Source organism: Compostibacter hankyongensis (assembly GCF_039541075.1).
GTDB classification, from domain to species: domain Bacteria; phylum Bacteroidota; class Bacteroidia; order Chitinophagales; family Chitinophagaceae; genus Compostibacter; species Compostibacter hankyongensis.
In genome coordinates, this window is the sequence record NZ_BAABFN010000005.1 from 285,462 (window position 1) to 310,302 (window position 24,841).

A 24,841-nucleotide genomic window follows, 5' to 3' on the forward strand; every position below is an offset into this window, starting at 1 on the left:
GCAAAGTTAATAACTCTGCGTGGAACTCAATGCGATGATTATACCAAGTGAAAGCGGCAGGCATCCGCTGGGTAAAGGATTTACCGGTTGTGTTTATGACGGGCAATGAGATCGATCACCCCCTTGTGCTGCAGGGCGGCCGGATAAAGCGTAATGAGCTTCTTTACCTGCCGCGGCGCGGCGCTCAGGGCAAGGTCCAGCTGCAGCAATCCTTCTTTGGTACGGCCGGATGCCAGCAGCAGGGCACAGTGGTAATACTGGTAGACCGGCTTATCTCCCGTAGCTTTGCGGGCGCGGTCCAGCTGCACCTCGCCTTCTTCATAGAAGCCTGCCAAAAAAAGACAGCGGACCAGGCAGCTTCTTACACGCACGCTGGCAGGATGCAGCCGTACGCCTTCCAGCAGGTGGGTAAGCGCATCCTTGTACTGTTCCTGCTGGATGAAGCATTCGCAGAGGGCCAGCACATATTCCAGGCTCAGCACGTTGATCTTATGCGCTGTCTGGAGGTACTTTACCGCGGCCGGCCAGTTTTCTTCCTGCATAAAGGTGCTGGCGATGCGGTAATACAGCCGTTCGTCATCCGGATTCAGGTGATAGGCTTTCCGGAAATAGTAACGGGCCTGGTCGTACTTTTTCTGCTTTTCATAACAGTGGCCCAGCGCCTCGTAGATCACATCTTCGGGCCGGGCGATCTCCAGGTGCCGCTGGAGGGTCTCTATGGCTTCAGGATATTTCCGGATCCGCATGTAGGCGTCCGCCATGTTGCGGTAGGCATATTCGAATTTGTCGTTGACGGCGATGGCGTACTGATAGGCATCGATCGCTTTTTCATACAGCTTCAGCCCCTGATAGGCAGTGCCCAGGTTGAACCAGGCCAGCTCGGTATAGGGATGCTCATCGATAATCGCCTTATGCAGACGGATGCTTTCTTCCGCACGCCCGGTAAATTCCGTCCAGAAACATATTTTGTGCAGGGCCTCCTCATTTCCGGGCTCATGCTCCAGCACTCTTTTCAGGCAATCGAATACTTTGTCAAATTCTTCGCAGTCGTCGTACACATCCGCCAATTCCAGCAGAAGATCGGTACGGTCTTCTCCTTCAAAACGCAGCGCCTGGGTCTCCAGCAGCTTTATGGCCTTTTCATGCTGGTTCATGCCCAGGTAAACGTCGGCCTTCAGCACATGCAGGTTGATATCCATGGGGTCCAGGGCCTCCACCCGCTCCAGGATACCGAGCGCATCCTGATAATGGCGGGTTTCGATCAGCAGGTTGGCTTTTTTGAGAAGCAGAAGCGAGCAGTAGGGGAATTGCTCGATACCGTATTCGGCCGCCTGTATGGCATATTGCAGCTGATCCTGGTCGTCGTAATAATCGATGATCTGTTCAAAAGAGTCCTCATCCAGGAAGGCATGAGCCCGTCCGTCCCTAAGATTTTCGTATTGCTGGATAAGCTCGTTCAGTGAATGAAATTCATCACTGAATTGGTTCTCATTCATCATTGCTGTAAATATAGGGAAATTTGCGGAATACGTGGATTTAACAAAACATTAACCCTTCTTTCCCTTTTCCCCGGTTTTTCGTATATTTGCTCTACCTATATGAAGAAACGGCTTGTTATATTGCTTTTTGGTGTCTTTGCAGCCTGTGCTGTGCCTGGTATTATCTTCTGTAATATCCTGCACGGCAAAGGTACGAATCCTGAGGGACCTGTCCCGCCGGCAGTGACGAATCCGCCTTTATCCCTACGACCCGCGCCCGCTCTTCCCAGCTTCTTTTTCCCGCGCAATGAAACGGTGCTTTCCATGAGCCCCGTATCTCATTCACATTACACCGCTACGCGAAGCTGGTTTTCCACCCAGCCTGCGGGTACGGATGCGCTGATCATTACCGGTAAAACCGTTTACCGGCGGGGTAATACCTTTTTGCTGGTACCGCAGCGCTTTGTATTGTCACTGCACCCCGTCGGAAAAGAAAACGGTAGCTCCACATTGCTGAATCCCAAGGGATAAACCCTTTCTTCCACACCGTAATGCCGTATTTCAATCTTTTTGCCGCATAGATCTCCATTCCTGCGGGGAGAGTTCACGGTAACCGCTGTCCGGAATATCAAACCAGGAAGCCGGCAGGGGCTCTGTTTCCACAGCAGTAGCCGTAAACACCATCTTCAGCCCCCTGTGGGTAGTCTTTTCATACTCCAGCGGAAAACCCTGCAGACCGTTGAACTGTCCGTTGAATCCGTCCTGCGCCGCCGAAAGCGCCGGGGTATAATATACGGTAAAGATGCTGCCGTCTTTCAGCTGCCCGATGGCCTTCCGGCAGATATAGCCTGCAATCTTGCGGCTGCCGGATACGTCCCGGAAGGTTACGCCGTTGTACCGGGCCTGCAGTGTGTCCACATCGCCGCTGCTCAGGCGGAGCAGGTACTTGTTCTGCAATATTTCGATCAGGGAAACCGCGGAGCTGTCCCGCGTGTCGTGAATGGTTGTATAATGATACCGCTGCCCGAGATACATATCCGTACGGGTACGGTAGGGTTTGAAAGCGATATCGAAATGACTGCCGCGGAACATACCAGCGGCATTGGCGGGAGCATCCGCAGGCAGCTCCACCTCTACTTTGTATACGATCTTTCCTTCGGAAAGCATATGCTGCGCCCTGACGGGCAGGGCCGGAAAAAGCAGCACGGAAAATACCAGAAGAACGCCGATCTTTTGCATAGAACTGCTTTACAGGGTCAGCGCTCCGGCCATATCCGGAACCGGACCGTCAGTGACGGCGCTCCCCTTCTGCAACATTACAAAATTATTTCTTCCGTTGTTGCGTAAGCGTCTGCTTCTGCTGCTGGGCCTGCTCCAGCCGCTGCATCCATTTTGATTTCTGGGGGCCTTTCTTTTTGTTTTCCTGGATCTGCCGGTGGATCTTGTCCTCGTCGATAATATAAGTCTGGATCACCCACTGAATGGCGATGGTGATCAGGTTGGAGATCAGGTAGTACAGGGTCAGCGCCGCCGCCATGCTGTTGAAGAAGCCCAGGAAAAAGACGGGCATGATGTAAGGCATGTATTTCAGCGCGGGATTATCCTGTCCTGCGCCGCCCATACCGGTCATATTTTTATTGTAAAAGGCCATGAACAGGCTGGTGAGCGTCATCAGCAGGGTCAGCAGGCTCACGTGATCGCCGTACAGGGGGATGCGGAACGGAAGATGCAGCACCGCATCGTAAATGCTGAGATCCTTTACCCATAAAAAGGATTGCTGCCGCACTTCTATGGTGGACTGGAACAGCATGTACAGGGAAAAGAAGATGGGGATCTGCAGCACCATCGGCAGACATCCGCCCAGGGGGCTGACGCCCGTAGAGCGGAAAAGCTTCATCTGCTCCATGCCGAACTTCTGCTGATCGTCCTTGTACTTTTCCTTGAGGGCATCCAGCTCGGGCTTCAGCACCTTCATCTTGGCCTGGGAGAGGTAGCTCTTATAGGTCAGCGGCGAGATCAGCAGCCGGATCACGATGGTCAGGAAGATGATCGTTATCCCCCAGCTGCCGAATATTTTTCCCAGGAACAGAAAGACCGGCAGCAGCAGCCATTTGTTGATGTATTTGGCAAAGGTATAAAGGCCGTAACCAAGGGGAATTACTTCTTCCAGATCACGGTGGTAGGACTTTAAAATATAATAATCATTCGGCCCGTAATAGATGTGCATGGGGAATTCAAACTCCGCAGCCGGGGTATAGGGGATCTGCATACGGAAATCCGCCTGGGCGATATACGCGGAAGAATCTCCGGCCAGCTTGCCTTTTATATCGAGGTTATCAAACGACTTGTCGGCGACCAGCGAGGTATTGAAAAAATGCTGTTTAAAGCTCACCCACTGCACCGGCTCGGTCAGCTCCTTGTCGGTGGTGCGGATCAGGCTGAAATAATCGTGCTCTCCGTTCTGAAGACGGTAATAGATCTGGGTATTGTTTTTTTCCACTTTGGCATCCGGCTCCTGCTGGTTGGCCTGCCCGTTCCAGATCAGGGAAAGCGTTTTATCGGTAGGCCGGAGGACGTTCTCCAGCCCCACCATTTTCACGTTAAAGTCCAGCATGTACTGGCCCGGGTGCAATACGTAGCGGTATTCCAGATAATGAGCCGCATCCCCGGCCTCGAGCCGGTAGGCTATCGTACGCGTACTGTCTGCCCCAAGGGTATTTTCCATGAGACGGAACTGCAGATTATTGGTGCGTACAGGCTGGTTGGCGGCGGTATAAAAGAGCAGGCCGAGCTGATCGTAATGGCTGTTCATAAGATCCAGCGGGCTGCCGTCGTACGCTTTATATTGCTTCAGGATCACCTTTTCCGGGCGGCCGCCCAGGGAAGAAAACGTGATCTGGACCAGGGCATTCTCCACGGTGAGTGTTTGGGTGGCGCCTGTTCCGGCCGCGGCAAACACGCCCAGCTGGCTGCTGCGCTGCAGGGAATCGTAACGTTGCTGAACAGCGGTATCCAGCGCAGCCGTCTTGGCCCGGACAGCATCGGCCTTCTGCTGGCTGACCCTGGCAATAGAGTCGCGCCGGGCCTTCTGCGCCGCCTGGTACTCCTTTTGCCCGCGCTGGTTGTATACCATATAGCCTATCAGCAGCAAGCCCAGCAGTAAAAATCCGATGGTCGTATTTCTGTCCATGAAGCCGAAAATATTTTAGATCAACAGGTTACCGCAATAACCGGTAGATGGTTCATCCATTTTGAGGTTGCAAAGGTACGCAAATGAAGACGAATTATAAGAACAACCCCGCCCCGCCGTGATTTTCCTTCCATTTGGTTGCAAGGTGATGGGAATCATTGTATTTTGTATCTGTTCAACCCACTATCCATGCAAAAAGACATCGATACCGCAACCATCGCGGTCGGCGTGGTCGGACTGGGCATGATGGGATGCAGCATCACCACCTGTCTGCTCATGGCCGGTCATCCGGTCGTAGCGGTAGCTCCCATTCCTGCCGATCTCGAACATGCCGCCACCCGTATCCGCCATCACCTGGAAAGATCCCGGCAGGAAGGGCTGGCTGCTGAAGCGCCCGGTCATTATCTGAAACATTTGCTGATCACGGAGGATTACACGGCGCTGGCTCCCTGCCGGCTGGTCATCGAATGCACCCTGGAGGATACCGCCATCAAAAGATCGGTATACGAAAAAACCGAGGCCGTCATCGGGCGGGATGCGCTGCTGGTCAGCAACACTTCCGCCATACCGATCAGCATGCTGCAAAAACTGACACAGGTGCCGGAACGTTTTTTCGGATTGCATTGGGCGGAGCCCTCTCATACCACCCGCTTTCTGGAAGTCATCTGCGGAGATGCAAGCGCGTTGCCGCTGGGAGAATATCTGTATGACCTCGCCCACTGCTGGGGAAAGGAACCGACGCTGGTGCGCAAGGATATCCGGGGCTTTATCACCAACCGGCTCATGTATGCGCTGTACCGCGAAGCCTTCTACCTGGTGGAGAACGGCTATGCCACCGTAGAGGATGTGGACCGGGCCTGCCGCAACAACGCCGGCTACTGGATGACGCTGGCCGGCATTTTCCGCTGGATGGACCTTACCGGCGTACCGGCTTATCATACCGTCATGCAGGAGCTGTTTCCCACCCTGAGCAATGCACGGGATGTACCCAAACTGATCGATGATATCGTGCGGGCCGGCGGCAGGGGCGTCTCCAACGGGAAAGGTTTCTATACCTATACGTCCGAAGAGGCAAAGCTCTGGGAAGAAACCTTTACCGCTTTCAGCTATGAGATCCGGCAGCTGGCGTTAAAATATCCGGAAGATGTGGTAAAAAAGAAACTGGAATCGTCCACCGGCGAAAAGACACAGGAGCCCGCCGGCGGATAACCTTACCGCTTCAGCGCATCATAGAGTATTTCCACAGGATGAAGCGCTTTCCGACCCGTACCGTCTTTGATCTGGTGCCGGCAGCTGGTGCCGGGTGCGGCAATGAGCTCGTCGGGACCGGCCTGGTTCACCACCGGGAACAGCACCAGCCCGCCGATCTTCATGGACAGGTCGTAATGCTCCTTTTCATAACCGAAGGACCCCGCCATGCCGCAGCAGCCGGAGGGGATCACTTTCACGGAATAGTTTTTGGGAAGAGACAGGAGCTGCTGCGCGGCAGCGTTGCCGGACAGCGCCTTTTGCTGGCAATGCCCGTGCAGGTAGATATGCCGCTTTTCTTCGGAGAACAGCGCTGCCGTGATCCTGCCTGCCGCGGCTTCGCGGGCCAGGAATTCCTCTATGGTAAACGTACAGGCAGCCAGCTCACGGGCGGCAGGACGCAAAGGGGAGCGCACCAGATCAGGATACTCATCCCGGAAGGTGAGGATAGCCGAAGGCTCCACCCCTACCAGCGGCATGTCGGCGGTAACGCAGGCGCTCAGCGTGCGGACATTTTTTTCGGCGATCGTCCTGGCGCGCCGCAGCAGCCCTTTGGAAAGGAAGGCACGTCCGCTTTCCGCATGGTCTGGCATCACCACTTCGTAACCCAGTCGTTCCAGCAGGGACACGGCCTTGATGCCGATGCCGGTATCGTTATAATTCGTAAACTCATCACAGAAAAAATGCACCTTTTTCTGCGTAGGGGCATCTGCGTTATTACGTTTCTTTCTTGCCCAGCTGCGGAGTGTCTGCCGCTCCAGCAGCGGCAGGGAGCGGTCGGGGGCAAACCCGGCTATCCGCTTGAAGACGCCGGAGGTAAGCTTGTTCTGCACCAGGAAATTATAGAGGGCCGGCGCTGCCGACGCCCAGGCGGTAAGCCGGCTGAAGTTGCCGATCATACGCGCCCGCAGCGGCACCCCGTTGGCGTCATAGTAATGCTGCAAAAACTCCATCTTCAGCTTGGCCATATCCACATTGGAGGGACATTCGGATTTACAGCCCTTGCAGGCGAGGCAAAGATCCATCACCTCATAGATCTCCCGGTGATCGAAACGGTTCACCTTTCCGGAATGGGTGAGAAATTCCCTGAGGATATTCGCCCGGGCGCGGGTAGTGTCTTTTTCATGGCGGGTAGCCATATAGCTGGGGCACATGGTACCGCCGGTGAGGTGCGTCTTCCGGCATTCACCCGTACCATTGCATTGCTCGGTATGCTGCAGGATATCCTGCGAACCATAATCGAAGTATGTCTGAAAATCCGGTGTCTGCTGCCCTGCTTCATAACGCAGCATGGTATCCATCGGAGGCGCCTCTACGATCTTCCCGGGGTTAAAGATATTTTCCGGATCCCAGGTTTGCTTGATCTGCTGCAGTAAGTCATAGTTATGCGCGCCCACCATCTGCCGGATAAATTCGCCCCGCAGTCGGCCGTCGCCATGCTCCCCGCTCAGCGAGCCCCGGTATTTTTTTACCAGCCGGGCAATTTCTTCGGCAATGATGCGGAACATGCGGTGGCCTTCGGCCGTCTTCATGTTAAGGATGGGCCGCAGATGTATCTCGCCTGAACCGGCATGGGCATAATGCACGGAGTAAAGTCCGTACCTGGCCAATATCTCATTGAACTCCCGGATATAGGCGGGCAGGTCTTCCACTGTTACCGCAGTATCCTCAATCACGGGCTGTCCCTTGGCATCTCCCGGCATGTTGCCCAGCAGCCCCAGCCCCGCTTTACGCAGGCTCCATATCTTTTTGGTATCGGCGCCGAACAGCAGCGGAAAATGGTAACCCAGTCCCGCAGCGCGTAGCTCAGCTTCCAGACGGCCGGCCACTTCCTCGATAGCTTCCCGCGTATCCCGCCGGAATTCCACGATCAGGATCGCGGCAGGATCGCCCTGTACAAAAAAACGGTTTTTGCTTTGCTCGATATTTCCCTTGGTGCATTCGAGGATATAATGGTCCATCAGCTCGCTGGCGCTGGGCTGATAACGCATGGCGATCACATTGGCCCGCAGGGATTCGTCTACCGAGTTAAAATGGATGCCCAGTATGCCGCTTTCCTTTGGCGGCAGGGGATCGATATGCAGTTTGATCTCGGTGATAAAGGCCAGGGTCCCCTCCGAGCCGGCGATCAGGCGGCAGAAGTTGAAGGGCACGGCGCCGGGGGTAAAAGGCTCCGTTTCCAGCAGCAGGTCTATGGCATAGCCGGTATTGCGGCGGTGGATTTCGGGCTTGGGAAATTCGTTACGGATTTCCTGCTGGTTGGCGGGATCCCGCAGCATGTCCCTGATCTGCCGGTATATGCCGGCTTCCAGGGCGTTGCCGGAGGCGCATTTCTGTTCGAGCTCCGCGGGCGACAGCGCGCTGAATGTCGTTTCCGAACCATCGCTCAGGAGCGCTTTTACCTCCAGCAGGTGCTCGCGGGTACTGCCGTATACCACGGAGTTGGAACCGCAGGAATTGTTGCCCACCATACCGCCGATCATGGCGCGGTTGGCGGTGGAGGTTTCCGGGCCGAACAGAAAACCGTGCGGCTGCAGGAACATATTCAGCTCGTCGCGGATCACGCCGGGCTCTACCTTTACCCAGCCTTCTTCGGTATTGAGCTCCAGGATGCGGGTGAAGGTGCGGGAAACATCCACAACGATGCCTTTGCCCACTACCTGCCCGGCCAGCGAGGTGCCGGCCGTCCGCGGGATGAGGGCGGTATGCTCTTTGTGCGCAAAATCGATCAGCTTCCGGATATCGGCCGTACTCCGCGGGAAGGCCACGGCAAGGGGCAGCTCCCGGTATGCCGAGGCATCGGTGGCATACAGGGTGCGCATAACGGTGTCAAAATGAAAATCGCCTTCCAGCTGGTCGGCAAGCTGTTGCAGTTTGGCCGGTGTCATAATCGTTTATCGCTATAATCAGCAGGCGAAGTTAGTGCTTCGGCGGTTAATATGCGGGATAATGCGGTCAGTCCTGTTTCTCCGTTTGCGAAATGGCGCCGGCGGTCTTGGTAGCCGCTTTCTCCTTCCTGCCGGCGGCGAAGTTGCCTGCGGCTTTTATAAAATGTACAAAGAGGGGATGCGGATTTTCGACGGTGCTTTTCAGCTCGGGATGAAACTGGGAACCGATAAAAAAAGGATGGCCGGGCAGTTCCATGATCTCCACCAGCCCCGAGTCGGGATTGCGACCCGAAGCCACCATTCCCCCCGCTTCAAATTTTTCCAGATAGGCATCGTTGAACTCGTAGCGGTGACGGTGGCGTTCGCTGATGCGCGGGCAGCCGTATATTTTCTGGGCCAGCGTTCCCGGCTTCAGCTCGCAGGGCCAGGCGCCCAGCCGCATGGTGCCACCCTTGGTAGTGATCTTTTTCTGCTCTTCCATCAGGTCGATCACGGGGTGCGAGGTGTTGGCCGTCATTTCGGTGGAATGCGCGTCTGTCCAGCCCAGCACATTCCGGGCATATTCCACCACGGCACATTGCATACCCAGACAGATGCCGAAAAAGGGCAGCCCGCTTTCCCGGGCATGGCGGATGGCTTCTATCTTTCCCTCGATACCACGGTGGCCGAACCCCGGCGCCACCAGCAGCCCGTCCAGGCCCTCCAGCTTCTCCGCCACGTTTTCCGCATTGATATATTCGGAATGGACATTCTGTATGATCACCTGACATTCGTTGACCGCCCCGGCATGGATAAAGGATTCAAGGATGGACTTATAGGCATCCTGCAGCTCCACATATTTGCCGATGAGGCCGATGACCACCTTTGATTTCGGGTATTTCAGCTTGTCGAGGAAGGCCCGCCATTTGGTCAGCTCCGGCTCCAGGGTGATCGGGATGCGCAGCTTCTGCAGGCAGATCTGGTCCAGCCGCTCCCGCAGCATCTCCAGCGGCACCTCATAAATAGTGGCCACGTCATTGGCCTCGATCACGGAATCCACCGTCACGTTACAGAACAGGGCGATCTTCTTCTTCAGGTCGTTGTACATCGGCTCCTCCGTACGGCAGACGATCACGTCCGGATGCACCCCGTTTTCGCTCAGCAGGCGTACGGAATGCTGGGTAGGCTTTGTTTTCAGCTCTTTGGCTGCTTTCAGGTAGGGAATGAGGGTGAGGTGTATCACCAGGCAGTTTTCCGATCCCAGCTCCCACTGCAGCTGGCGCACCGCTTCTATATAGGGCAGGGATTCGATATCGCCCACCGTGCCCCCCAGCTCGGTGATGACCAGGTCAAACTTTCCTTCGTTGCCCAGCAGGAGGATGCGGCGTTTGATCTCATCGGTAATGTGCGGGATCACCTGTACTGTTTTACCGAGGTAGGCTCCTTCGCGCTCCTTATTGATGACCGTCTGATAAATGCGACCGGTGGTGACGTTGTTGGCCTGGGAGGTAGGCATATTCAGAAAACGTTCGTAATGACCGAGATCCAGATCCGTTTCGGCGCCGTCTTCCGTCACATAACATTCCCCGTGCTCATAGGGGTTGAGGGTGCCGGGATCCACATTGATATAGGGATCGAATTTCTGAATGGTCACCCGCAGACCGCGGGCCTGTAAAAGCTTGGCCAGCGAAGCCGCAATAATGCCTTTACCCAGTGAGGATGTCACTCCTCCTGTGACGAAGATATATTTTGCCATACCCAATAATTTCAACAATGAAGATGACCTTGCGGAAAGTGCCGGTCTTAGCAGCCGCAGCCCGAAAAAACTTCCGGGTGGTCATGCAAAGTTACATTTTTTCGGCAGGCATCAAATCCTTTTTCGAAAATGGCGCAAAGCCGTAGCTTTGTCACCACAAGCATACCCAATCATTATGGATGTAAAGGACAAAAAGGCGGGCGACACGATCGTCGTGATGACGGAGCTGGTATTACCGAACGATACCAATCATTTCGGGAACCTGATGGGCGGACGGCTGATGTACTGGATGGATATCGCCGCCGCGCTTTCCGCGATGAAACACTGCAATAGCCCCGTCGTAACGGCTTCTGTGGACCACATCTCCTTCGAGAATCCTATCCGGCTGGGTAATGCGGTACACCTGGAGGCCAAGGTAACCCGCGTCTTCACCACCTCTATGGAGGTGCATGTGCGCGTATGGGGGGAAGATGCGGTAAAGCAGCACCGGTACCAGTCCAACGAAGCCTTCTTTACTTTTGTGGCGCTGGATCCCAACGGGAAACCACAGCCGGCGCCGGGCCTCATTCCCGAAACGCCGGAAGAGCAGGAGCGCTATAAGAAAGCCCTGTACCGGCGTCAGCTCCGCCTGATGCTCAGCGGCAAGCTCAGGCCCGAAGACGCCAGCGAGCTGAAGGCCATCTTTGCCATATAAATCCGGGAAACGGGACGGGGACGGAACTCAAAAAACGGGGACATGAGCGGGCTTCGAAAAACAAACCGGGGATGGCGCGCATCCCAGCGCAGGACCGGGCCGGCATGTCACTGAGCGAAGCGGTTTAACATCGGCGGCACGTTCAGCGCTCGCCGGGTGGTGAGGATTTTTTTACCAGTCCGGCGGTGATGCGGTTGAGCTCCTTTACTTTATGCGCAAAATCACCTTTCAGGCCATCCCGGATACGGCCGAGGTTTTGCATCACCTCTTCCAGCTCGCAGGGAATGGCCTCGGTAAACAGCTCTCTCAGGCGCTTGGCCAGGGTGGGCGACTTGCCGTTGGTGGAAATGGCGATTTTGAGATTGCCTTTGCGGACTACCGAGCCGAGGTAGAAATCGCATAAAGCGGGCGTATCAGCTACATTTACCAGTATCTTGCGGGCTTTGGCCGCTTCCCGGATGGCTGCATTCTGTTCCGCATTTTCCGTGGCAATGATGACCAGGTCTTTGCCATACAGGTCGCAGGACAGAAAGGGACGTTCGAAGAGTTCCACCGCATAGGCTTCCGCCGCCAGGTTCCGGATATCCGGGCAGATGGTAGTGCCCACCAGGGTCACAGCGGCGCGGGGGGCATTCTGCAATACCGCGGTCAGCTTCTCAAGACCGACTGTACCGCCGCCGACGATCAGCGTTTGCAGCTGTTCCAGCTTCAGGAAAACGGGGAACAGGGTGTTCCCGTCTGCTGCGGCATACAGACAGTCATTTTTCATATTACAGGACCTCCATCCATTCCTTCACCTGCTTATGCAGGGCTCTTGCATTCAGGTGAAGGCTGACCGCCTCCCCGATGACAAGCGTGGCGGGCGACTTGGCCGGGATCTGTTTGGCCTTCTCGGTGATATCGGAGATCTTACCGAGCACGAACTGCTCTTCAGGCAGGCTGCCGTTGGCGATGATGCCGACAGGAAGCTCCGCTTTGCCGGCTTCCCTGAATATCTCCACGATCTCCCCAAGCTTGCGCAGTCCCATCAGGATGACGACAGTAGCATTGGTTTTGGCGGCCTGGTATACATCGGCGGAAACCTTTCCCTCGCTGTTGGTGCCGGTAAGCACCCAAAAGCTTTCGTTTACCCCCCGGGTGGTCAGCGGTATCTTGTTCAGCTCAGGCAGGGCGATCGCGCTGGAGATGCCCGGTACCACGTCGGTTTCAATATTAAAGCTTTCCGCGTAAGCGATTTCCTCATAACCGCGGCCGAACACAAAAGGATCGCCTCCTTTCAGACGGACCACATGGCCATAAGCCAGGGCATAGCGAACGATCATTTCATTGATCTCATCCTGGCTGTAGGTGTGCAAACCCGCGCGCTTTCCCACGAAACGCTTGAGGGCGCTGGCAGACACCTCTTTCAGCAGGGCGGGATGAATGAGCGCGTCGTACAGCACTACCCGCGCCTCCCGGAGCGCCTTCAGTCCTTTGAGGGTGATGAGATCGGGATCGCCGGGTCCCGCGCCGACCAGGGTCAGACGGGGCGTCACGGCACGATATGTTAAAGCAGACATGACTTTGCTTATTAAAAAGATGAAAGGGTAAGGGTTAAACCATACAGCGGGCGCCGGGTCAACCCCGGAACCTTTTATACGGCCATCTCCTGTGCAACGCCGGCTTTTGCGCGGTGGTAGGTCTGTGCCTCCTGCAGGAAAGCCGTAGCCGAATCCAGGAAAGTACGGGCAAATTCCGCGCCGGGTTCCTGCCGGTTGATCTGCATGACATGCTCCTTGAAGCTGCCCTCAAACGGGAAACGCCCCGTGGACACGAAATGCTTGTCGAAGTCGTTCAGGATACCTATCTGGGTATTACAGCTTACCTGCTCGCCGAGCAACAGGGCCTTGGCGGCATTGATAAAGGTGGAATAAGCATGATAGATGGCATCGGCATAGCGGCCTTCCTGTAGCCCTTCGGCAGCCGAGGCGGCCTTTTCCTCCGCATCCAGCAGCAGGGTAGCGACCAGATCGATCACCACGCTGGCGCATTCGCCCACGCCGATGGCGGGTACAAAATCCTCCGCCTTTCCCCAGTCCACGAAGTCCTCGTCCTTCAGCGTGCTCAGATCGGTCAGGGGTTTTAGCAAGGTATAGAAATATTTGTTGCCCTGGCGGTCGTAATAATCGATAAAGGATTCGTCAGGCTTTGCCTCCGTCTCATAGTCTTTCAGCAGGTAGCGCAGCACATCCGGGCCGCGTTTGCTGGGGACCTTGATGACCTTGTCCGCCGCGCGGCCCGCACCGGAGCCGAGGATACCACCGCCCAGGAGCACCTGCAGGGCCGGAAGCACGCGGGTGCCGCTCTTTACGGAGCTGCCGTGAAAGCCGATCGTGGCTATACCGTGCTGGCCGCAGGAGTTCATACAGCCGCTGATCTTGATCTTGATTTCCTTGTTGTGCACCAGCAGGGGAAACTCTTCGCGGATCACAGCTTCCAGCGCTTCGGCGATACCCGTGCTGCTGGAGATGGCCAGGTTACAGGTATCCGTACCGGGACAGGCGGTAACATCGGCCACACTGTCGAATCCCGGCTCGGCCAGCCCTTCTTCTTCCAGGATATGATAGAAGTAAGGCAGGTGCGCCGGCTGGACATAACGGAACAGCAGTCCCTGGTTGGGCGCTACCCGCACGTCGTCCGCCGTGATGGTCTGCAGCTTCGCAGCCAGGCGACGGGCCGTTTCCGAGGGAATATCGCCCAACGGCACGCGAATGCTGGCGGCATAATAATCTCCCTGCTTCTGGCGGAAGGTATTGGTCTGTTTCCAGATCTCGTATTTCTTCGGATCCCGCAGCTGGAAGGCGGGTATAACGGGCGCCTCAGCGGGCAATACCGGTACAGGATCCGTTCCGTCGATGGGGTAACGTTTGTGACGGATGGCTTTCCATTCTTCCTTCACCCGCTCGCCGAAGGCCTCCAGACCCAGATCGGCCAGCAGGTATTTCATCCGCGCCTTATGACGTTTGGTACGTTCTCCGTAGCGGTCAAACACGCGCAGCACGGCTTCGATATAGGGGATCAGCAGGTCGGTTTCCAGGAATTCATAGACCGGTTGCGACAGATAAGGCTGAGCGCCCAGGCCGCCGCCGATCACGACCTTGAAGCCGCGGACTTCCTTCCCGTCCACCTCCCGGATCCGGGGGATAAGACCGACATCGTGAATGAAGCTCCAGGCAGTATCTTTTTCGCTGGAGGAAAAGGCGATCTTGAACTTCCGGCCCATATCCTGGCAAACGGGGTTGCGCAGGAAATATTCAAAGGCGGCATGGGCATAAGGCGTTATATCGAAGGGTTCCTCCGGGTCGACGCCGGCGATAAAAGAGCCCGTGATGTTGCGCACTGTATTGCCGCAGGCTTCGCGGATGGTGATATTGTCTTCAGACAGCTTGGCCCATAATTCCGGGGTCTTGTCCAGGCTTACAAAATGCAGCTGGATGTCCTGCCGGGTGGTCAGGTGCAGGTTTCCCGTGGCATACTCGTCGGAAAGATCGGCGATGCGTATCCACTGACGGTAGGTCATCTTCCCGTAAGGGAGCTTTATACGGACCATCTGCACCCCTTTCTGGCGCTGCCCGTAGATACCCCGCGCAAGACGGAGGCTACGGAATTTTTCCTCCGGCAGCTGCCCGCTCTGGAAGGCATGGATCTTTTTTTCCAGTTCAACGATATCCTTTTCTACAACGGGATTTTCAAGTTCTGTCCTGAAACTTAGCATGGGTATATGATTTGATCATTTATCGATACCGGCGGAGCAGGTTCGCTCCGGCGTCATCCGGTTTTTCCGCATCGCAATATTAAAACATAAACATCCGAAACATCTCCTCCTCTCCTAACTTCTGACTATCGCTCATAAGAAGTTCTTATGGGTATAAAAGTATAAGCCTTCCCGCTGACAGGAAGGCTTATGAACGCATATCACAGGTATTGACTGTCATTTAAGCGCTTCCCGCCTTCTCTCCGTCCCCGGCACAACAATACACCGGACGGCAGGCTGCATTTTTCATATGATTCAACAAAAACATTATTGTCTATAGAATTAATAGAGTAACAAAGATACACTCCTCCAGGAACAAAACAAATTTCCGGGCGAAATTTTTAAATCTGTTAATTTTGCCCCTCAATTTTAAAAAATGTTAAATACGGTGTTGTTTGACATGGATGGCCTTCTCATTGATTCGGAGCCCTTGTGGGGAGAGGCCATGCAGGAGGTATTTGCAGAACTGAATATCCGGCTCACACCCGAGCATTACGCGCAGACCACCGGTTTGCGCACGGCGGAAGTGGTGGATCACTGGCACCGTCATTTCGGCTGGGAGGCGCCCAGTCCGGAAGCGGTAAGCGAAGATATCATCAGCCGGGTCACCGGCAAGATACAGCGGCAGGGCAAAGCCATGCCGGGCGTATACGGGTTACTCGATTTTTTTGAGCAGCGGCATTTTAAGATGGGGCTGGCGTCCTCTTCCTCCCTGCCGCTGATCCATGTTATCCTGGACCAGCTCGGCATCCGCGAACGTTTCGGGGTGATCTGCTCCGCCGACGCGGAGTCTTACGGCAAGCCGCACCCGGCGGTATACCTGGCCTGTGCCCGGCAGCTGGGGAGCCATCCGCAGGAATGCCTGGTTTTCGAAGACTCGGTTACCGGAATGATCGCCGCCAAGGCCGCCCGCATGAAGGTCGCGGCGGTACCCGAACCGCACCGGCAGCAGGATCCCCGCTATGCGCTCGCCGATATACAGCTCGGTTCGCTGGCCGATTTCGGGGAAGAAGACTTAAAAAAGCTGGAAGGGTAGTTATCCTTCCCCTCATTCCCCCTTTAGGGGTCAGGGGATTTCAGGGAGTATCAGTTCCGCAATCAGGGCCGACAATTCCTCCGCCCGGTCCACGATCATAAAATGGGTCCCCCCGCGGATCACATGGTCCGGATGCACATAGCGCAGGGGCAGCACGCAGTCCCGGTCTCCGTGGATATGAACCGTACCCGGGAAAAGGGTTTTGTTGTCCCAGCGAATCACCTGCTCCCAGGCCCAGCGGAAGAAAGTTTCGTCCGTATCGCGGATGACCTCGTGCAGCAGGCGGCTTTCCGCCGCATTTCCCGTTCCGAACAGCCAGTCTCCCAGCCATAATCCCATGCGGGTCAGCAGCCGGTAGGACAGCCAGCGATGGACCTTGATGATGCGCAGCAGGCCGAAATACCAGGGACGTTCCCTGCAGGTTTTGATGCTGGACACCAGGATGATCTTGCGGACCGGGATCAGCTTGGCGATCTCTGCCGCCGCCATGCCGCCCATGGACATGCCCAGGATAACGGGATGCGGATCGGGAATCTGGCTGAGCAGGCGTTTTGCATAGGTGTGCAGCGTATCCGTGGCGTGGGGGGTGATCCATTTCACCGGGCGAAGCCGGATACCTTCCGGCTGAAGATACTGAAATATCCGCTCATCGGCGCCCAGGCCGCTGATAAAGTATACATCCATATCCGCTTCCCTTTGGGAGAATCCTTAAAGTTAACATTTTCCGGTGCGGGCACAAAAAAACGCTCTCCCACAGCGGGAGAGCGTTGGTTATCGTTCAGCCTTGCATTCCTTATTCAGGATTGCCGGCGTCGGCGTCGGATTTGCCACCGGCTTCACCGGAACCGCTGCTCTGCATCTTCTGCTTGATCTCCGCCAGCACACCCAGGTCGCCCAGCGTGGCTTTTTCCACCTTGGACTGGATGTTCTTCACGGCTTTCTTGGTTTTATCGGCGTCGGCACGTTTTTCCCGGTTCACACTGTCCTTCTCATCCTGCCGCGCCTGTTCCCATACCTTGTTGTGGGAAACCACGATGCGTTTATCGTTACGGTCAAACTCCGTGATCATTACATCGATGACATCGTCCACGCCGAGGGGCTTTTCATTTTCCGTTTTCAGGTAACGGGCCGGAGCAAAGGCTTCCAGTCCGTACTGCAGCTGTACGGTAGCTCCCTTATCATCTCTCCGGATAATGGTGCCTTCGTGTATGGAGCCGATCGGGAATACGGTTTCAAAAGTATTCCAGGGATCTTCCTCGATCTGCTTGTGACCCAGCGAAAGCTTCCGGTTGTCCTTGTCGATGCTCAGGATCACCACGGCAATTTCATTGCCCGGCTTGGTATATTCGTTCGGGTGGTTGAAGCGCTTGGTCCAGCTCAGGTCGGAGATGTGGATCATACCGCCGATACCGGTTTCCAGCTCCACGAATACGCCGTAGGGGGTAATGTTTTTCACGATGCCGCTATGACGGCTGTCCAGCGGGTATTTCTCCTCGATGGTATCCCAGGGATCGGGGGTCAGCTGTTTGATAGACAGGCTCATCTTCCGGTCGTCCTTGCTCAGGGTCACGATCTTGGCTTCATATTCTTCACCCAGGGTAAAGAATTCCTTGGCGTTTACGGGTGTAGACGCCCAGCTGATTTCGGATACGTGCACCAGGCCTTCCACACCCGGCATGATCTCGAGGAATGCGCCATAGTCTTCGATGTTGACTACTTTTCCTTTCACAGTGGAGCCTTCCTGTACCGCTTCGGCGAGGGTATCCCAGGGATGCGGGGTCAGCTGTTTCAGACCCAGGCTGATCCGCTTTTTGTCATCGTCAAAATCCAGCACTACCACATGCACCTTCTGATCGAGGTGCAGCACCTCGCTGGGATGGCTGATGCGGCCCCAGCTGATATCGGTGATATACAGCAGCCCGTCTACGCCGCCCAGGTCGATAAAGGCGCCGAAGTCGGTGATGTTCTTGATCGTACCTTCCAGCACCTGGCCTTTTTCCAGCTTGCTGATGATCTCGGCACGCTGCTGCTCAATATCGCTTTCGATAAGCGCTTTATGGGATACCACGGCGTTCTTGATGGCTTCGTTGATCTTCACCACCTTAAACTCCATCGTTTTCCCTACAAACTGATCATAGTCGGTTACCGGCTTCACGTCGATCTGAGAACCGGGCAGGAAGGTTTCCAGCCCGTTGATGTCCACGATGAGACCGCCTTTTGTTTTGCTGGTCACCACACCGGTAATGACCTCGCCGGATTTATATACGTCCACGATGCGCTGCCATGCACGCAGCATGCGCGCCTGGCGGCGGCTGAGGTGCAGGTGCCCGTTGCGGTCTTCCTTTTCCACCACCAGCACTTCCACTTCATCGCCTATATTCAGGCCGGACATGTCGCGGAATTCGTTCAGGGAAACCAGGCCGTCCGACTTAAAGCCGATATTGATCACGGCGTCCGTCTTGGTGAGCCCTTCCACCTTCCCGGTAATCACTTCTCCTTCCTCGATCACCTTAAAGGTGTCGTCATAGATCTTTTCGTAGCGTTCCTTTTCTTCCGGCTTGTACGACGAAACGTTGCGTTTGTCGATACTCCAGTCAAAATCGTCATGAGCGCTCGGGGGTTCTTCCGCTACTGCGGGCTGCGCTGCCGCTGCAGGTTCTGCTGCGGGGGCGGGTTCTTCTGCGGCGGGCGCCTGTTCGGCTGCCGCGGGTTCTGCTGCCGGGGTGTTTTCCCCTTCGGCAGACTGGGTTTCAGCAGGTTCGTTTGTTGTCGCTGTGGGCTGTTGTGCCTGCTCTTCAGCGTTTTGTTCGTTAACGTTTTTGTTTTCTTCCAAAGTTTTGTTCCTCCTTTTGATAAAAAATTTCTGAAGACCGGTTTTGTCCGAATCTTTTTGGGAGGGCAAAGGTAAGGTTATTTTTTAATAAAATAAAGCGTTTCCGCAGGCCTTCCCGGTAAAAAAACGGGGGCGGCAGGGGGCGCAGGGGCGGCTTTGCACAGCATTTGCTATCTTTGTCAGAAAGCCTTTCCCGGGCGGTGCCGGGTTGCCGGGGAGGACCGAAACCTGATGCATGAAAACGTTTAACATCCCCATCATATACCGCAGCCCGCTGATCAGCGCCATCAAGGAAAGGCGGAAGCAGCAGGACCGGATGAAAAAAGACTTTCTCCCCACCATGCTCGATTTCGGGCCTGTGCAGGTGCTGCTGGCCCGCCATTTCGGATTTTGCTATGGCGTGGAGAACGCCATTGAGATCTCATTCCGGGCGCTCGACGAAAACCCCGGCAAGCGCATCTTCCTGCTCAGCGAGATGATCCATAACCCGCATGTCAACCAGGACCTGAGACAGCGCGGTATCCGCTTTATCATGGACACGGCCGGCAAACAGCTCATTCCCTGGGATACCTTCCGTCCCGACGATATCATCATTATCCCTGCCTTCGGCACCACCCTCGAGATCGAAGAACAGCTGCAGGCCCGCGGGGTAACGCCCCTCCGTTACAATACCACCTGCCCCTTTGTGGAACGGGTATGGAACAAGGCCGAAGCCATCGGTAAAAAAGACTATACCGTAATCGTGCACGGCAAGCCGGGCCATGAAGAAACGCGGGCAACCTTTTCGCACAGTCGCGCCCACGCCCCCACCGTGGTGGTGCGCAACCTGAAAGAAGCGCAGCAGCTTACGGCCTTCATCCGCGGCACGGAACCGCCGGGGCGCTTCTATGAGATTTTTAAAGGGCAGTATTCCAACGGCTTTGATGTAGAAAAGGACCTGCAGCGGGTGGGGGTTGTGAACCAGACGACCATGCTGGCCACCGAAACCCAGTCCATAGCCGACCATATCAAGGAGGTCATGACCGAAGTATACGGGCTCAGTCCGGCCAATGCCTTCGACCGCTTTGCCGACACCCGGGATACGCTTTGCTACGCCACCAACGACAACCAGAGCGCCATCCTGGGCATGCTTCGTGAAAATGCCGATCTGGCCATCGTCGTAGGCGGCTACAACAGCTCCAACACCTCACACCTCGTAGAGCTGTGCGAACAGCAGCTGCCGACCTATTTTATCTCTTCCGAAGAAAAAATGCTTTCACGTCACGAAATCCTGCACTGGAACTATCATACCCAGCAGGAGCTGCACAGCAGCGGTTTCCTGCCGGAAAAAGAACCGCTGCGGATCATGCTCACCAGCGGGGCTTCCTGTCCGGACGCATTGGTGGAAGGCGTGCTGCGGAAGCTGCTGGCCTTTTACGGGCTGGAGGATAAGATCGACGAAATGGTAAAGCACTATACGCGGCAGAACGAAGGGACGGCAAAATGACCGGGGCTCCGCCGGCATATAGAACTATAGCCCGCCCACGGCGGGACATTTTTCCGCTACCTGGTTCAGGGCGAAAACAAGCTGTTCGGCGGCCGTCATATGGCTGTTATCCAGCACTACGGCATCGGGGGCTTTGCGCAGCGGACTGATGGCGCGGGTTTCATCCAGGTGGTCGCGCTGCCGGAGGTTTTCTCTCACCGCTTCAAGGGTCACGGACAGGTTTTTGGCTTTCAGCTCTTTATAGCGGCGCAGGGCGCGGACCTCCGGATCGGCGGTCATAAACAGCTTCAGCTCGGCATCGGGGAATACCACTGTGCCGATATCGCGCCCATCCATCACAATTCCCTTATCCCGGCCCATGCGCTGCTGCTGCGCCACGGCAAACCGGCGCACCGCCCCGATCGCCGCCACCGCGCTAACCTTCCCGGCTACTTCCATATCCCGGATGGGATGCTCCACATCCTCTCCGTTCAGGCACATATGGGCTGTACCGCCCGCCGGATCGGGAACAAAGCTCAGCGTGATCTGCCGCAGGGCCTGCTCCACCGCTTTTTCATCCTCCGGCGATATCTTTTCCCGGATCAGGTACAGGGTAATGGCACGGTACATGGCTCCGCTGTCAAGATAGGTATAATGCAGTTCCCGGGCCAGCTGCCGGGCCAGGGTGCTTTTCCCGCAGGAGGAATACCCGTCTATGGCAATGATGATCTTTTTCATGGTGTGTGGGATGCAAAGATACTTTTTGCCGGCTACTTTCTCCGGCCCTGCAGCCGCTCCCGCAGGATCTCCTTTTTCCGACCCTCCCGGAAGGGCAGCACCGCATCCACCAGCCCTGACCGCAGGGCCTTCCACCAATAGTTAAAGATGCCCTTGGTGGGGTCGCGTTTCACGTGGATGGTCGCGATATAGGGCTTTTTTTCACCTGCCGAGTTATTGCGACGGATGAAGATATTAACCAGCTTGTTCAGCACCCAGGAGCGGCGTTCCTGGTCGGCATCCACCAGATCGAGGCGGAGTCCCTGGTAATATCCCCGGAGGCGTCCGCTGGCCAGGCGGTCGTTTCCCTGGAAGAAGAAGGCGATGCTGTCCACCTGTCCCCCGGCAAAACGCACGCGGGCGGCCTGTTCCAGCAGGCTGTTCAGGTCGCCGACCGGGAAGTGCTGCAGACGGCCCTGCACCATGAAATCGTTGGCATCACGCTCGAGGTTGAACCGGATAAATGCTTCCAGCGAGCCGCTGTTCATCAGCCGGGCATGTGCGTCGATGTCCAGGTAGCGGGGCACTCCCGGCCTGGCGGGCAGGGTGGTCAGCGGGGCCGCCCATCCCTCCACGCCGTTGAAATAGATGCTGGTGGTATAGGGCCGGGGCGGCGTTTTGGACACCTCCCGTCCGGCCAACGGCAAGGCTTTTTCCTCGTAGGTAATCCGCCCCCCGCTGAAGCCGAGGGTGTCGATATACACCGGCAGCCGGGCAGACAGCAGGCGGCTTACCGGCAGCGGCCGGTAAGCGGTAGGGGGTGGCACGCGCTTATCCCGGTAGGCCTGGATCACCGGTTGGCGCACCGCGACGTAGCCGGCATGCAGCACGCCGGAGCTCAGGAAGGCCCTTATGTTGAACTGGCGGATGTCCACGCCCTCCGCACCGGCCTTCACCCAGTCCTCCCCGGTCTTCAGCGACCGGGAAAAAGTAACGGGATCGGTGGGTGGGGTAAACTGCACTGCACCCGTATGCACGGTTTGCCCCCGGCTGTCCAGCTGAAAATCCCCGATGGTGAGCCGGTGCCCGTCTTCCGTCTGGGCATTAAAGGCATTTGAAAAAAGCTGCAGCCTTTGGAAGTCCATCAGCGAAGTATCCGCCGGAGGAAGCGTGCGGAATTCGTCCATCAGCAAGCGGGCGTCCCGGATGGTAAAAAGAGGTTGGCTGTCATTCGCGCGCGCGACCCGTATATCGGCATTTTCGATATTGATATGCTGAAAGAAAAAAGGATATTGCATCGAATCCGGCAGCCATTTGCCGGGATTCCGCAAACCGGGCCGGAGCCGCAGATCCAGCACGGGATGGTCCACCTGCAGCCGTCCCGCGCGCAGCAGCTGCCGTTCGAGCAGGAGCTGCATATCCACTTCGTCCAGTCTTACCCGGTCGGCCTGTACGTTTACCGATACCCTCCAGGGTTGCTGCCGTTCCGAAGCAAAGAGGCCGGGAGCCCGCACCACGATATTTCCTTTTTTAAGATCCAGCAGCACGGTATCCGTGCGCAGGGTATAGCCGGGCAAGGGGTCCAGGGTGATGCCCGGCAGCAGCACCAGAAAACCGGCATAATGCCATTGGCCCTCTGCCGGAGTATAGGTCAGCCCGCGGATATGCACCTGGGCGCTGTCTGCCCGGATAGGACGGCTTTGCTGACCCGGCTGCTCCAGGTTCAGCCCCCAGGAGGCCACCTGTATATGCCTGACCGCAACGGCAAGGGGGAAACCCTGCAGCAGCTGCTGCAGGCGTTTTAAAGGATCCTGCCGCTCTGCAGCATTGCCCTGGAGGGCGGCAAGGGTGATCTTACCGATCAGCAGACTGTCCATCCGGATGGTTTTCCCGGGAGAGCGGAACAAAAGCGGGAGCTCCACATGGCGGCCATCCACATCGTCTCCGAGCAGGGAAATCCGGGCGTCATCCCGGGTGAGCCGGACTGAAAAGTGCTGCGCCGTGATCCGGCCGGGCTGCTGCCACTGCAGGCCCTCCAGCGCCAGCGCATTCCCCTCGCCGGGCAGCGGTATCCGCGCCGCCGCTGCATCCAGGTGCCTGAGGCGGGGTAATACGGCCAGGGGCTCACGGGCGAGAACAGGAAAGTCCAGGGTATCCGTACAGAGGTTCAGGTCCGTATACACACCGGCAGGCCGCCCTCCCCTGTCGCGGATCAGCAGGCTCCAGTGATGCAGGCAAAGGCTGCCGGCCAGGGCGGGGAAAGTGGGATGCCGGTTTTTTGTGCCTGCACGCCCCTCCCGGGCGGCGGGCAGATCCACTTCCAGCTGTCCGCTGTCTGCCGTGATCTGCGTCAGGGAAAGGCGGTGCTCCAGCAAAAGCTGCTCGATCGAGCATCCCGTAGCCGTCCACCGGCCGGTGTTCAGCCGGAGCCTTAGGTCTCCGGCTGACGCAGCGGCCAGGGGAGCGGCCGTCAGCGAGCCGGCGCTCAGCTCCTGTTTTTGCATGCCATAGCGAAGCCGTCGCAGCTCGATGCGGTGCCGGAGCCAATGCAGGGTAAGCTTTTCCGCGTCCAGCGTCACATCCCTGCAGGATATCCCCTTCCCCGGCGTTTTATGAAAACCGCGCAGCAGGATATTCACCCGGTTTCCTTCCAGCAGGGCTTTTTCCGGATCGGCTCCGGTTACGGGCATTCCCGGAGGAACCATCAGCAGGCGGGCATGGGAAAGCTGCACCCGGCGCAGGTCCAGACTCAGCTCGGGCATCAATTTTCTGCCCGCAGTCGTGGGCGCGGCCGTGACGGTATCCAGAAGACGAAAATGCACCTCGGGCCGGAAGAGCCTGACGCTGGCCGCTTTTACCGTTTGAGAAGCCAGCAGCACAGGGATATCCAGCCCGTTTACCAGCAGCGCATCCATGGTGATATGCAGCTGTACCGGCACGGTAGCCGGACCGGGCAGGGTGGTCAGCACGGGGTGCATGATCTTCAGGGAGCTGTCCTGCAGGCTGATGTCTATCCGGCCCGCCTTGAGCCGGTGGCCGGGCAGCAGGGTGGTTTCCAAGTTTTGCAGCCGGATATCACAGGTGTGGTAACGCAGGGGTTGATCGGCATCCCAGTCGCTGACCGACAGACCGGTGAGCGCAATGGTGGTAGAGTCCAGCTGCAGCAGGGGCTGCCGGTGGGTGATGTCTTCTATCCGGAGCGCCACGTTGCGGAGGCGGGCACGGCTGATATACAGGGGGAGACGGTTTTCCCGGTCCAGGGACAGGGGAAGCGCCCCGGCCAGGATGGCGGTATCCGGTTTGCTGCCGTTGAAAAGATAGGTGAGGGCGGGATGATCCACGATGGCTGCACCCATACCCAGTTGCTCGCGGTACACTATCCGTCCCCAGGCGATATCGCTCAGCTGCAGGGTGGCAAAGCTGCCCCTGACCAGGTAAGGCAGGCGGCCGGCGTCCAGCAATTGCAGCGCGCTGTCTGTAGGAAATATCCGGAAATCCTCGATGCGGATCCTGCCCTTCAGGAAGTCGGGGCTGATCTTTTTAAAATCCACACGGTAATAACGGGCGACGGTATGCGTACGCAGCGCATTCAGCTGCTGTACCACATCATGGTACACCCACCAGGTCCACGCGGTCAGTAACAAGAGGAGCCCGGCTAACACATACAATGATCTGGTGAGCCATTTTTTCACTTACTGGACCGTGGCTTTGCTGTAAAAAAAAGAACCCCGCCGGCGGATGTTTCGTCAACAGCCGCCCGGCAG

17 protein-coding genes are annotated in these 24,841 nt (G+C 56.7%); 5 read left to right on the forward strand and 12 right to left on the reverse strand.

Annotation, left to right across the window (positions count from 1 at the left end; genetic code table 11):
• Positions 1-80 precede the first annotated feature (80 nt).
• Positions 81-1,496, reverse strand: a complete 1,416-nt coding sequence (locus ABD851_RS11675; protein ID WP_344979422.1) for a tetratricopeptide repeat protein — start codon at positions 1,494-1,496, stop codon at positions 81-83.
• A 306-nt stretch (positions 1,497-1,802) separates the two neighbouring features.
• Between ABD851_RS11675 and ABD851_RS11680 the strand changes: the two genes are divergently transcribed.
• Positions 1,803-2,009, forward strand: coding sequence for a hypothetical protein (locus ABD851_RS11680; protein ID WP_344979424.1), 207 nt, complete (start codon positions 1,803-1,805; stop codon positions 2,007-2,009).
• A gap of 30 nt (positions 2,010-2,039) precedes the next feature.
• Here the strand turns inward: ABD851_RS11680 and ABD851_RS11685 are convergent, their stop codons facing one another.
• Positions 2,040-2,717 carry a hypothetical protein gene (locus ABD851_RS11685; RefSeq protein WP_344979426.1) on the reverse strand — a complete coding sequence of 226 codons (678 nt, stop codon included), beginning with the start codon at positions 2,715-2,717 and terminating at the stop codon, positions 2,040-2,042.
• Between the two features lie 85 nt (positions 2,718-2,802).
• Positions 2,803-4,668 (reverse strand): membrane protein insertase YidC, encoded by a 1,866-nt coding sequence (gene yidC / locus ABD851_RS11690; protein ID WP_344979428.1) that lies wholly within the window; start codon positions 4,666-4,668, stop codon positions 2,803-2,805.
• A gap of 189 nt (positions 4,669-4,857) precedes the next feature.
• Here yidC and ABD851_RS11695 point away from each other — a divergent pair, with 189 nt between their 5' ends.
• Positions 4,858-5,877 (forward strand): 3-hydroxyacyl-CoA dehydrogenase family protein, encoded by a 1,020-nt coding sequence (locus ABD851_RS11695; RefSeq protein WP_344979430.1) that lies wholly within the window; start codon positions 4,858-4,860, stop codon positions 5,875-5,877.
• Positions 5,878-5,879: 2 nt separating this feature from the next.
• On the opposite strand, the gene ABD851_RS11700 is transcribed toward ABD851_RS11695, so the two are convergent.
• Together ABD851_RS11700 and pyrG are read right to left on the reverse strand one after the other, a co-directional pair.
• Entirely contained in the window at positions 5,880-8,804 is a 2,925-nt protein-coding gene (locus tag ABD851_RS11700; protein WP_344979432.1) for an FAD-binding and (Fe-S)-binding domain-containing protein, read from the reverse strand.
• 67 nt (positions 8,805-8,871) lie between these two features.
• Positions 8,872-10,539, reverse strand: coding sequence for a CTP synthase (pyrG, locus tag ABD851_RS11705; RefSeq protein ID WP_344979434.1), 1,668 nt, complete (start codon positions 10,537-10,539; stop codon positions 8,872-8,874).
• 175 nt (positions 10,540-10,714) lie between these two features.
• On the opposite strand from pyrG, the gene ABD851_RS11710 reads away from it, so the two are divergent.
• Positions 10,715-11,233: an acyl-CoA thioesterase gene (locus tag ABD851_RS11710; protein WP_344979436.1), complete on the forward strand. Its 519-nt coding sequence runs from the start codon at positions 10,715-10,717 to the stop codon at positions 11,231-11,233.
• Between the two features lie 142 nt (positions 11,234-11,375).
• Here the strand turns inward: ABD851_RS11710 and ABD851_RS11715 are convergent, their stop codons facing one another.
• The 3 genes from ABD851_RS11715 to ABD851_RS11725 all read right to left on the reverse strand — a co-directional run bounded on the left by ABD851_RS11715 (position 11,376) and on the right by ABD851_RS11725 (position 14,987).
• Positions 11,376-12,002: a precorrin-2 dehydrogenase/sirohydrochlorin ferrochelatase family protein gene (locus ABD851_RS11715; protein WP_344979438.1), complete on the reverse strand. Its 627-nt coding sequence runs from the start codon at positions 12,000-12,002 to the stop codon at positions 11,376-11,378.
• A gap of 1 nt (position 12,003) precedes the next feature.
• Positions 12,004-12,792 (reverse strand): uroporphyrinogen-III C-methyltransferase, encoded by a 789-nt coding sequence (gene cobA / locus ABD851_RS11720; protein ID WP_344979440.1) that lies wholly within the window; start codon positions 12,790-12,792, stop codon positions 12,004-12,006.
• Between the two features lie 74 nt (positions 12,793-12,866).
• Complete coding sequence (locus tag ABD851_RS11725) at positions 12,867-14,987, reverse strand: nitrite reductase (protein WP_344979443.1); 2,121 nt, start codon at positions 14,985-14,987, stop codon at positions 12,867-12,869.
• A gap of 415 nt (positions 14,988-15,402) precedes the next feature.
• Between ABD851_RS11725 and hxpB the strand changes: the two genes are divergently transcribed.
• Positions 15,403-16,062 (forward strand): hexitol phosphatase HxpB, encoded by a 660-nt coding sequence (gene hxpB, locus ABD851_RS11730; protein WP_344979445.1) that lies wholly within the window; start codon positions 15,403-15,405, stop codon positions 16,060-16,062.
• A 30-nt stretch (positions 16,063-16,092) separates the two neighbouring features.
• Here hxpB and ABD851_RS11735 read toward each other — a convergent pair whose 3' ends face one another.
• Positions 16,093-16,746 carry an alpha/beta fold hydrolase gene (locus ABD851_RS11735; protein ID WP_344979447.1) on the reverse strand — a complete coding sequence of 218 codons (654 nt, stop codon included), beginning with the start codon at positions 16,744-16,746 and terminating at the stop codon, positions 16,093-16,095.
• A 109-nt stretch (positions 16,747-16,855) separates the two neighbouring features.
• Positions 16,856-18,895, reverse strand: coding sequence for a 30S ribosomal protein S1 (rpsA, locus tag ABD851_RS11740; protein WP_344979449.1), 2,040 nt, complete (start codon positions 18,893-18,895; stop codon positions 16,856-16,858).
• Between the two features lie 235 nt (positions 18,896-19,130).
• Between rpsA and ABD851_RS11745 the strand changes: the two genes are divergently transcribed.
• Positions 19,131-20,381 carry a 4-hydroxy-3-methylbut-2-enyl diphosphate reductase gene (locus ABD851_RS11745; RefSeq protein WP_344979451.1) on the forward strand — a complete coding sequence of 417 codons (1,251 nt, stop codon included), beginning with the start codon at positions 19,131-19,133 and terminating at the stop codon, positions 20,379-20,381.
• Between the two features lie 24 nt (positions 20,382-20,405).
• On the opposite strand, the gene cmk is transcribed toward ABD851_RS11745, so the two are convergent.
• Entirely contained in the window at positions 20,406-21,098 is a 693-nt protein-coding gene (cmk, locus tag ABD851_RS11750; protein WP_344979453.1) for a (d)CMP kinase, read from the reverse strand.
• Between the two features lie 32 nt (positions 21,099-21,130).
• A complete protein-coding gene (locus ABD851_RS11755; RefSeq protein WP_344979455.1) occupies positions 21,131-24,769 on the reverse strand; it encodes a hypothetical protein in 3,639 nt (1,212 codons plus the stop codon).
• Positions 24,770-24,841: the final 72 nt, after the last annotated feature.

Coding starts and splice junctions, on each gene's coding strand:
- pyrG (WP_344979434.1), bottom strand. CDS start 10,539: ATGGCAAAATATATCTTCGTCACAGGAGGAGTGACATCCTCACTGGGT.
- ABD851_RS11725 (WP_344979443.1), bottom strand. CDS start 14,987: ATGCTAAGTTTCAGGACAGAACTTGAAAATCCCGTTGTAGAAAAGGAT.
- ABD851_RS11745 (WP_344979451.1), top strand. CDS start 19,131: ATGAAAACGTTTAACATCCCCATCATATACCGCAGCCCGCTGATCAGC.
- ABD851_RS11685 (WP_344979426.1), bottom strand. CDS start 2,717: ATGCAAAAGATCGGCGTTCTTCTGGTATTTTCCGTGCTGCTTTTTCCG.
- cmk (WP_344979453.1), bottom strand. CDS start 21,098: ATGAAAAAGATCATCATTGCCATAGACGGGTATTCCTCCTGCGGGAAA.
- ABD851_RS11695 (WP_344979430.1), top strand. CDS start 4,858: ATGCAAAAAGACATCGATACCGCAACCATCGCGGTCGGCGTGGTCGGA.
- yidC (WP_344979428.1), bottom strand. CDS start 4,668: ATGGACAGAAATACGACCATCGGATTTTTACTGCTGGGCTTGCTGCTG.
- ABD851_RS11735 (WP_344979447.1), bottom strand. CDS start 16,746: ATGGATGTATACTTTATCAGCGGCCTGGGCGCCGATGAGCGGATATTT.
- ABD851_RS11700 (WP_344979432.1), bottom strand. CDS start 8,804: ATGACACCGGCCAAACTGCAACAGCTTGCCGACCAGCTGGAAGGCGAT.
- ABD851_RS11675 (WP_344979422.1), bottom strand. CDS start 1,496: ATGAATGAGAACCAATTCAGTGATGAATTTCATTCACTGAACGAGCTT.
- ABD851_RS11710 (WP_344979436.1), top strand. CDS start 10,715: ATGGATGTAAAGGACAAAAAGGCGGGCGACACGATCGTCGTGATGACG.
- ABD851_RS11715 (WP_344979438.1), bottom strand. CDS start 12,002: ATGAAAAATGACTGTCTGTATGCCGCAGCAGACGGGAACACCCTGTTC.
- hxpB (WP_344979445.1), top strand. CDS start 15,403: ATGTTAAATACGGTGTTGTTTGACATGGATGGCCTTCTCATTGATTCG.
- cobA (WP_344979440.1), bottom strand. CDS start 12,792: ATGTCTGCTTTAACATATCGTGCCGTGACGCCCCGTCTGACCCTGGTC.
- ABD851_RS11680 (WP_344979424.1), top strand. CDS start 1,803: ATGAGCCCCGTATCTCATTCACATTACACCGCTACGCGAAGCTGGTTT.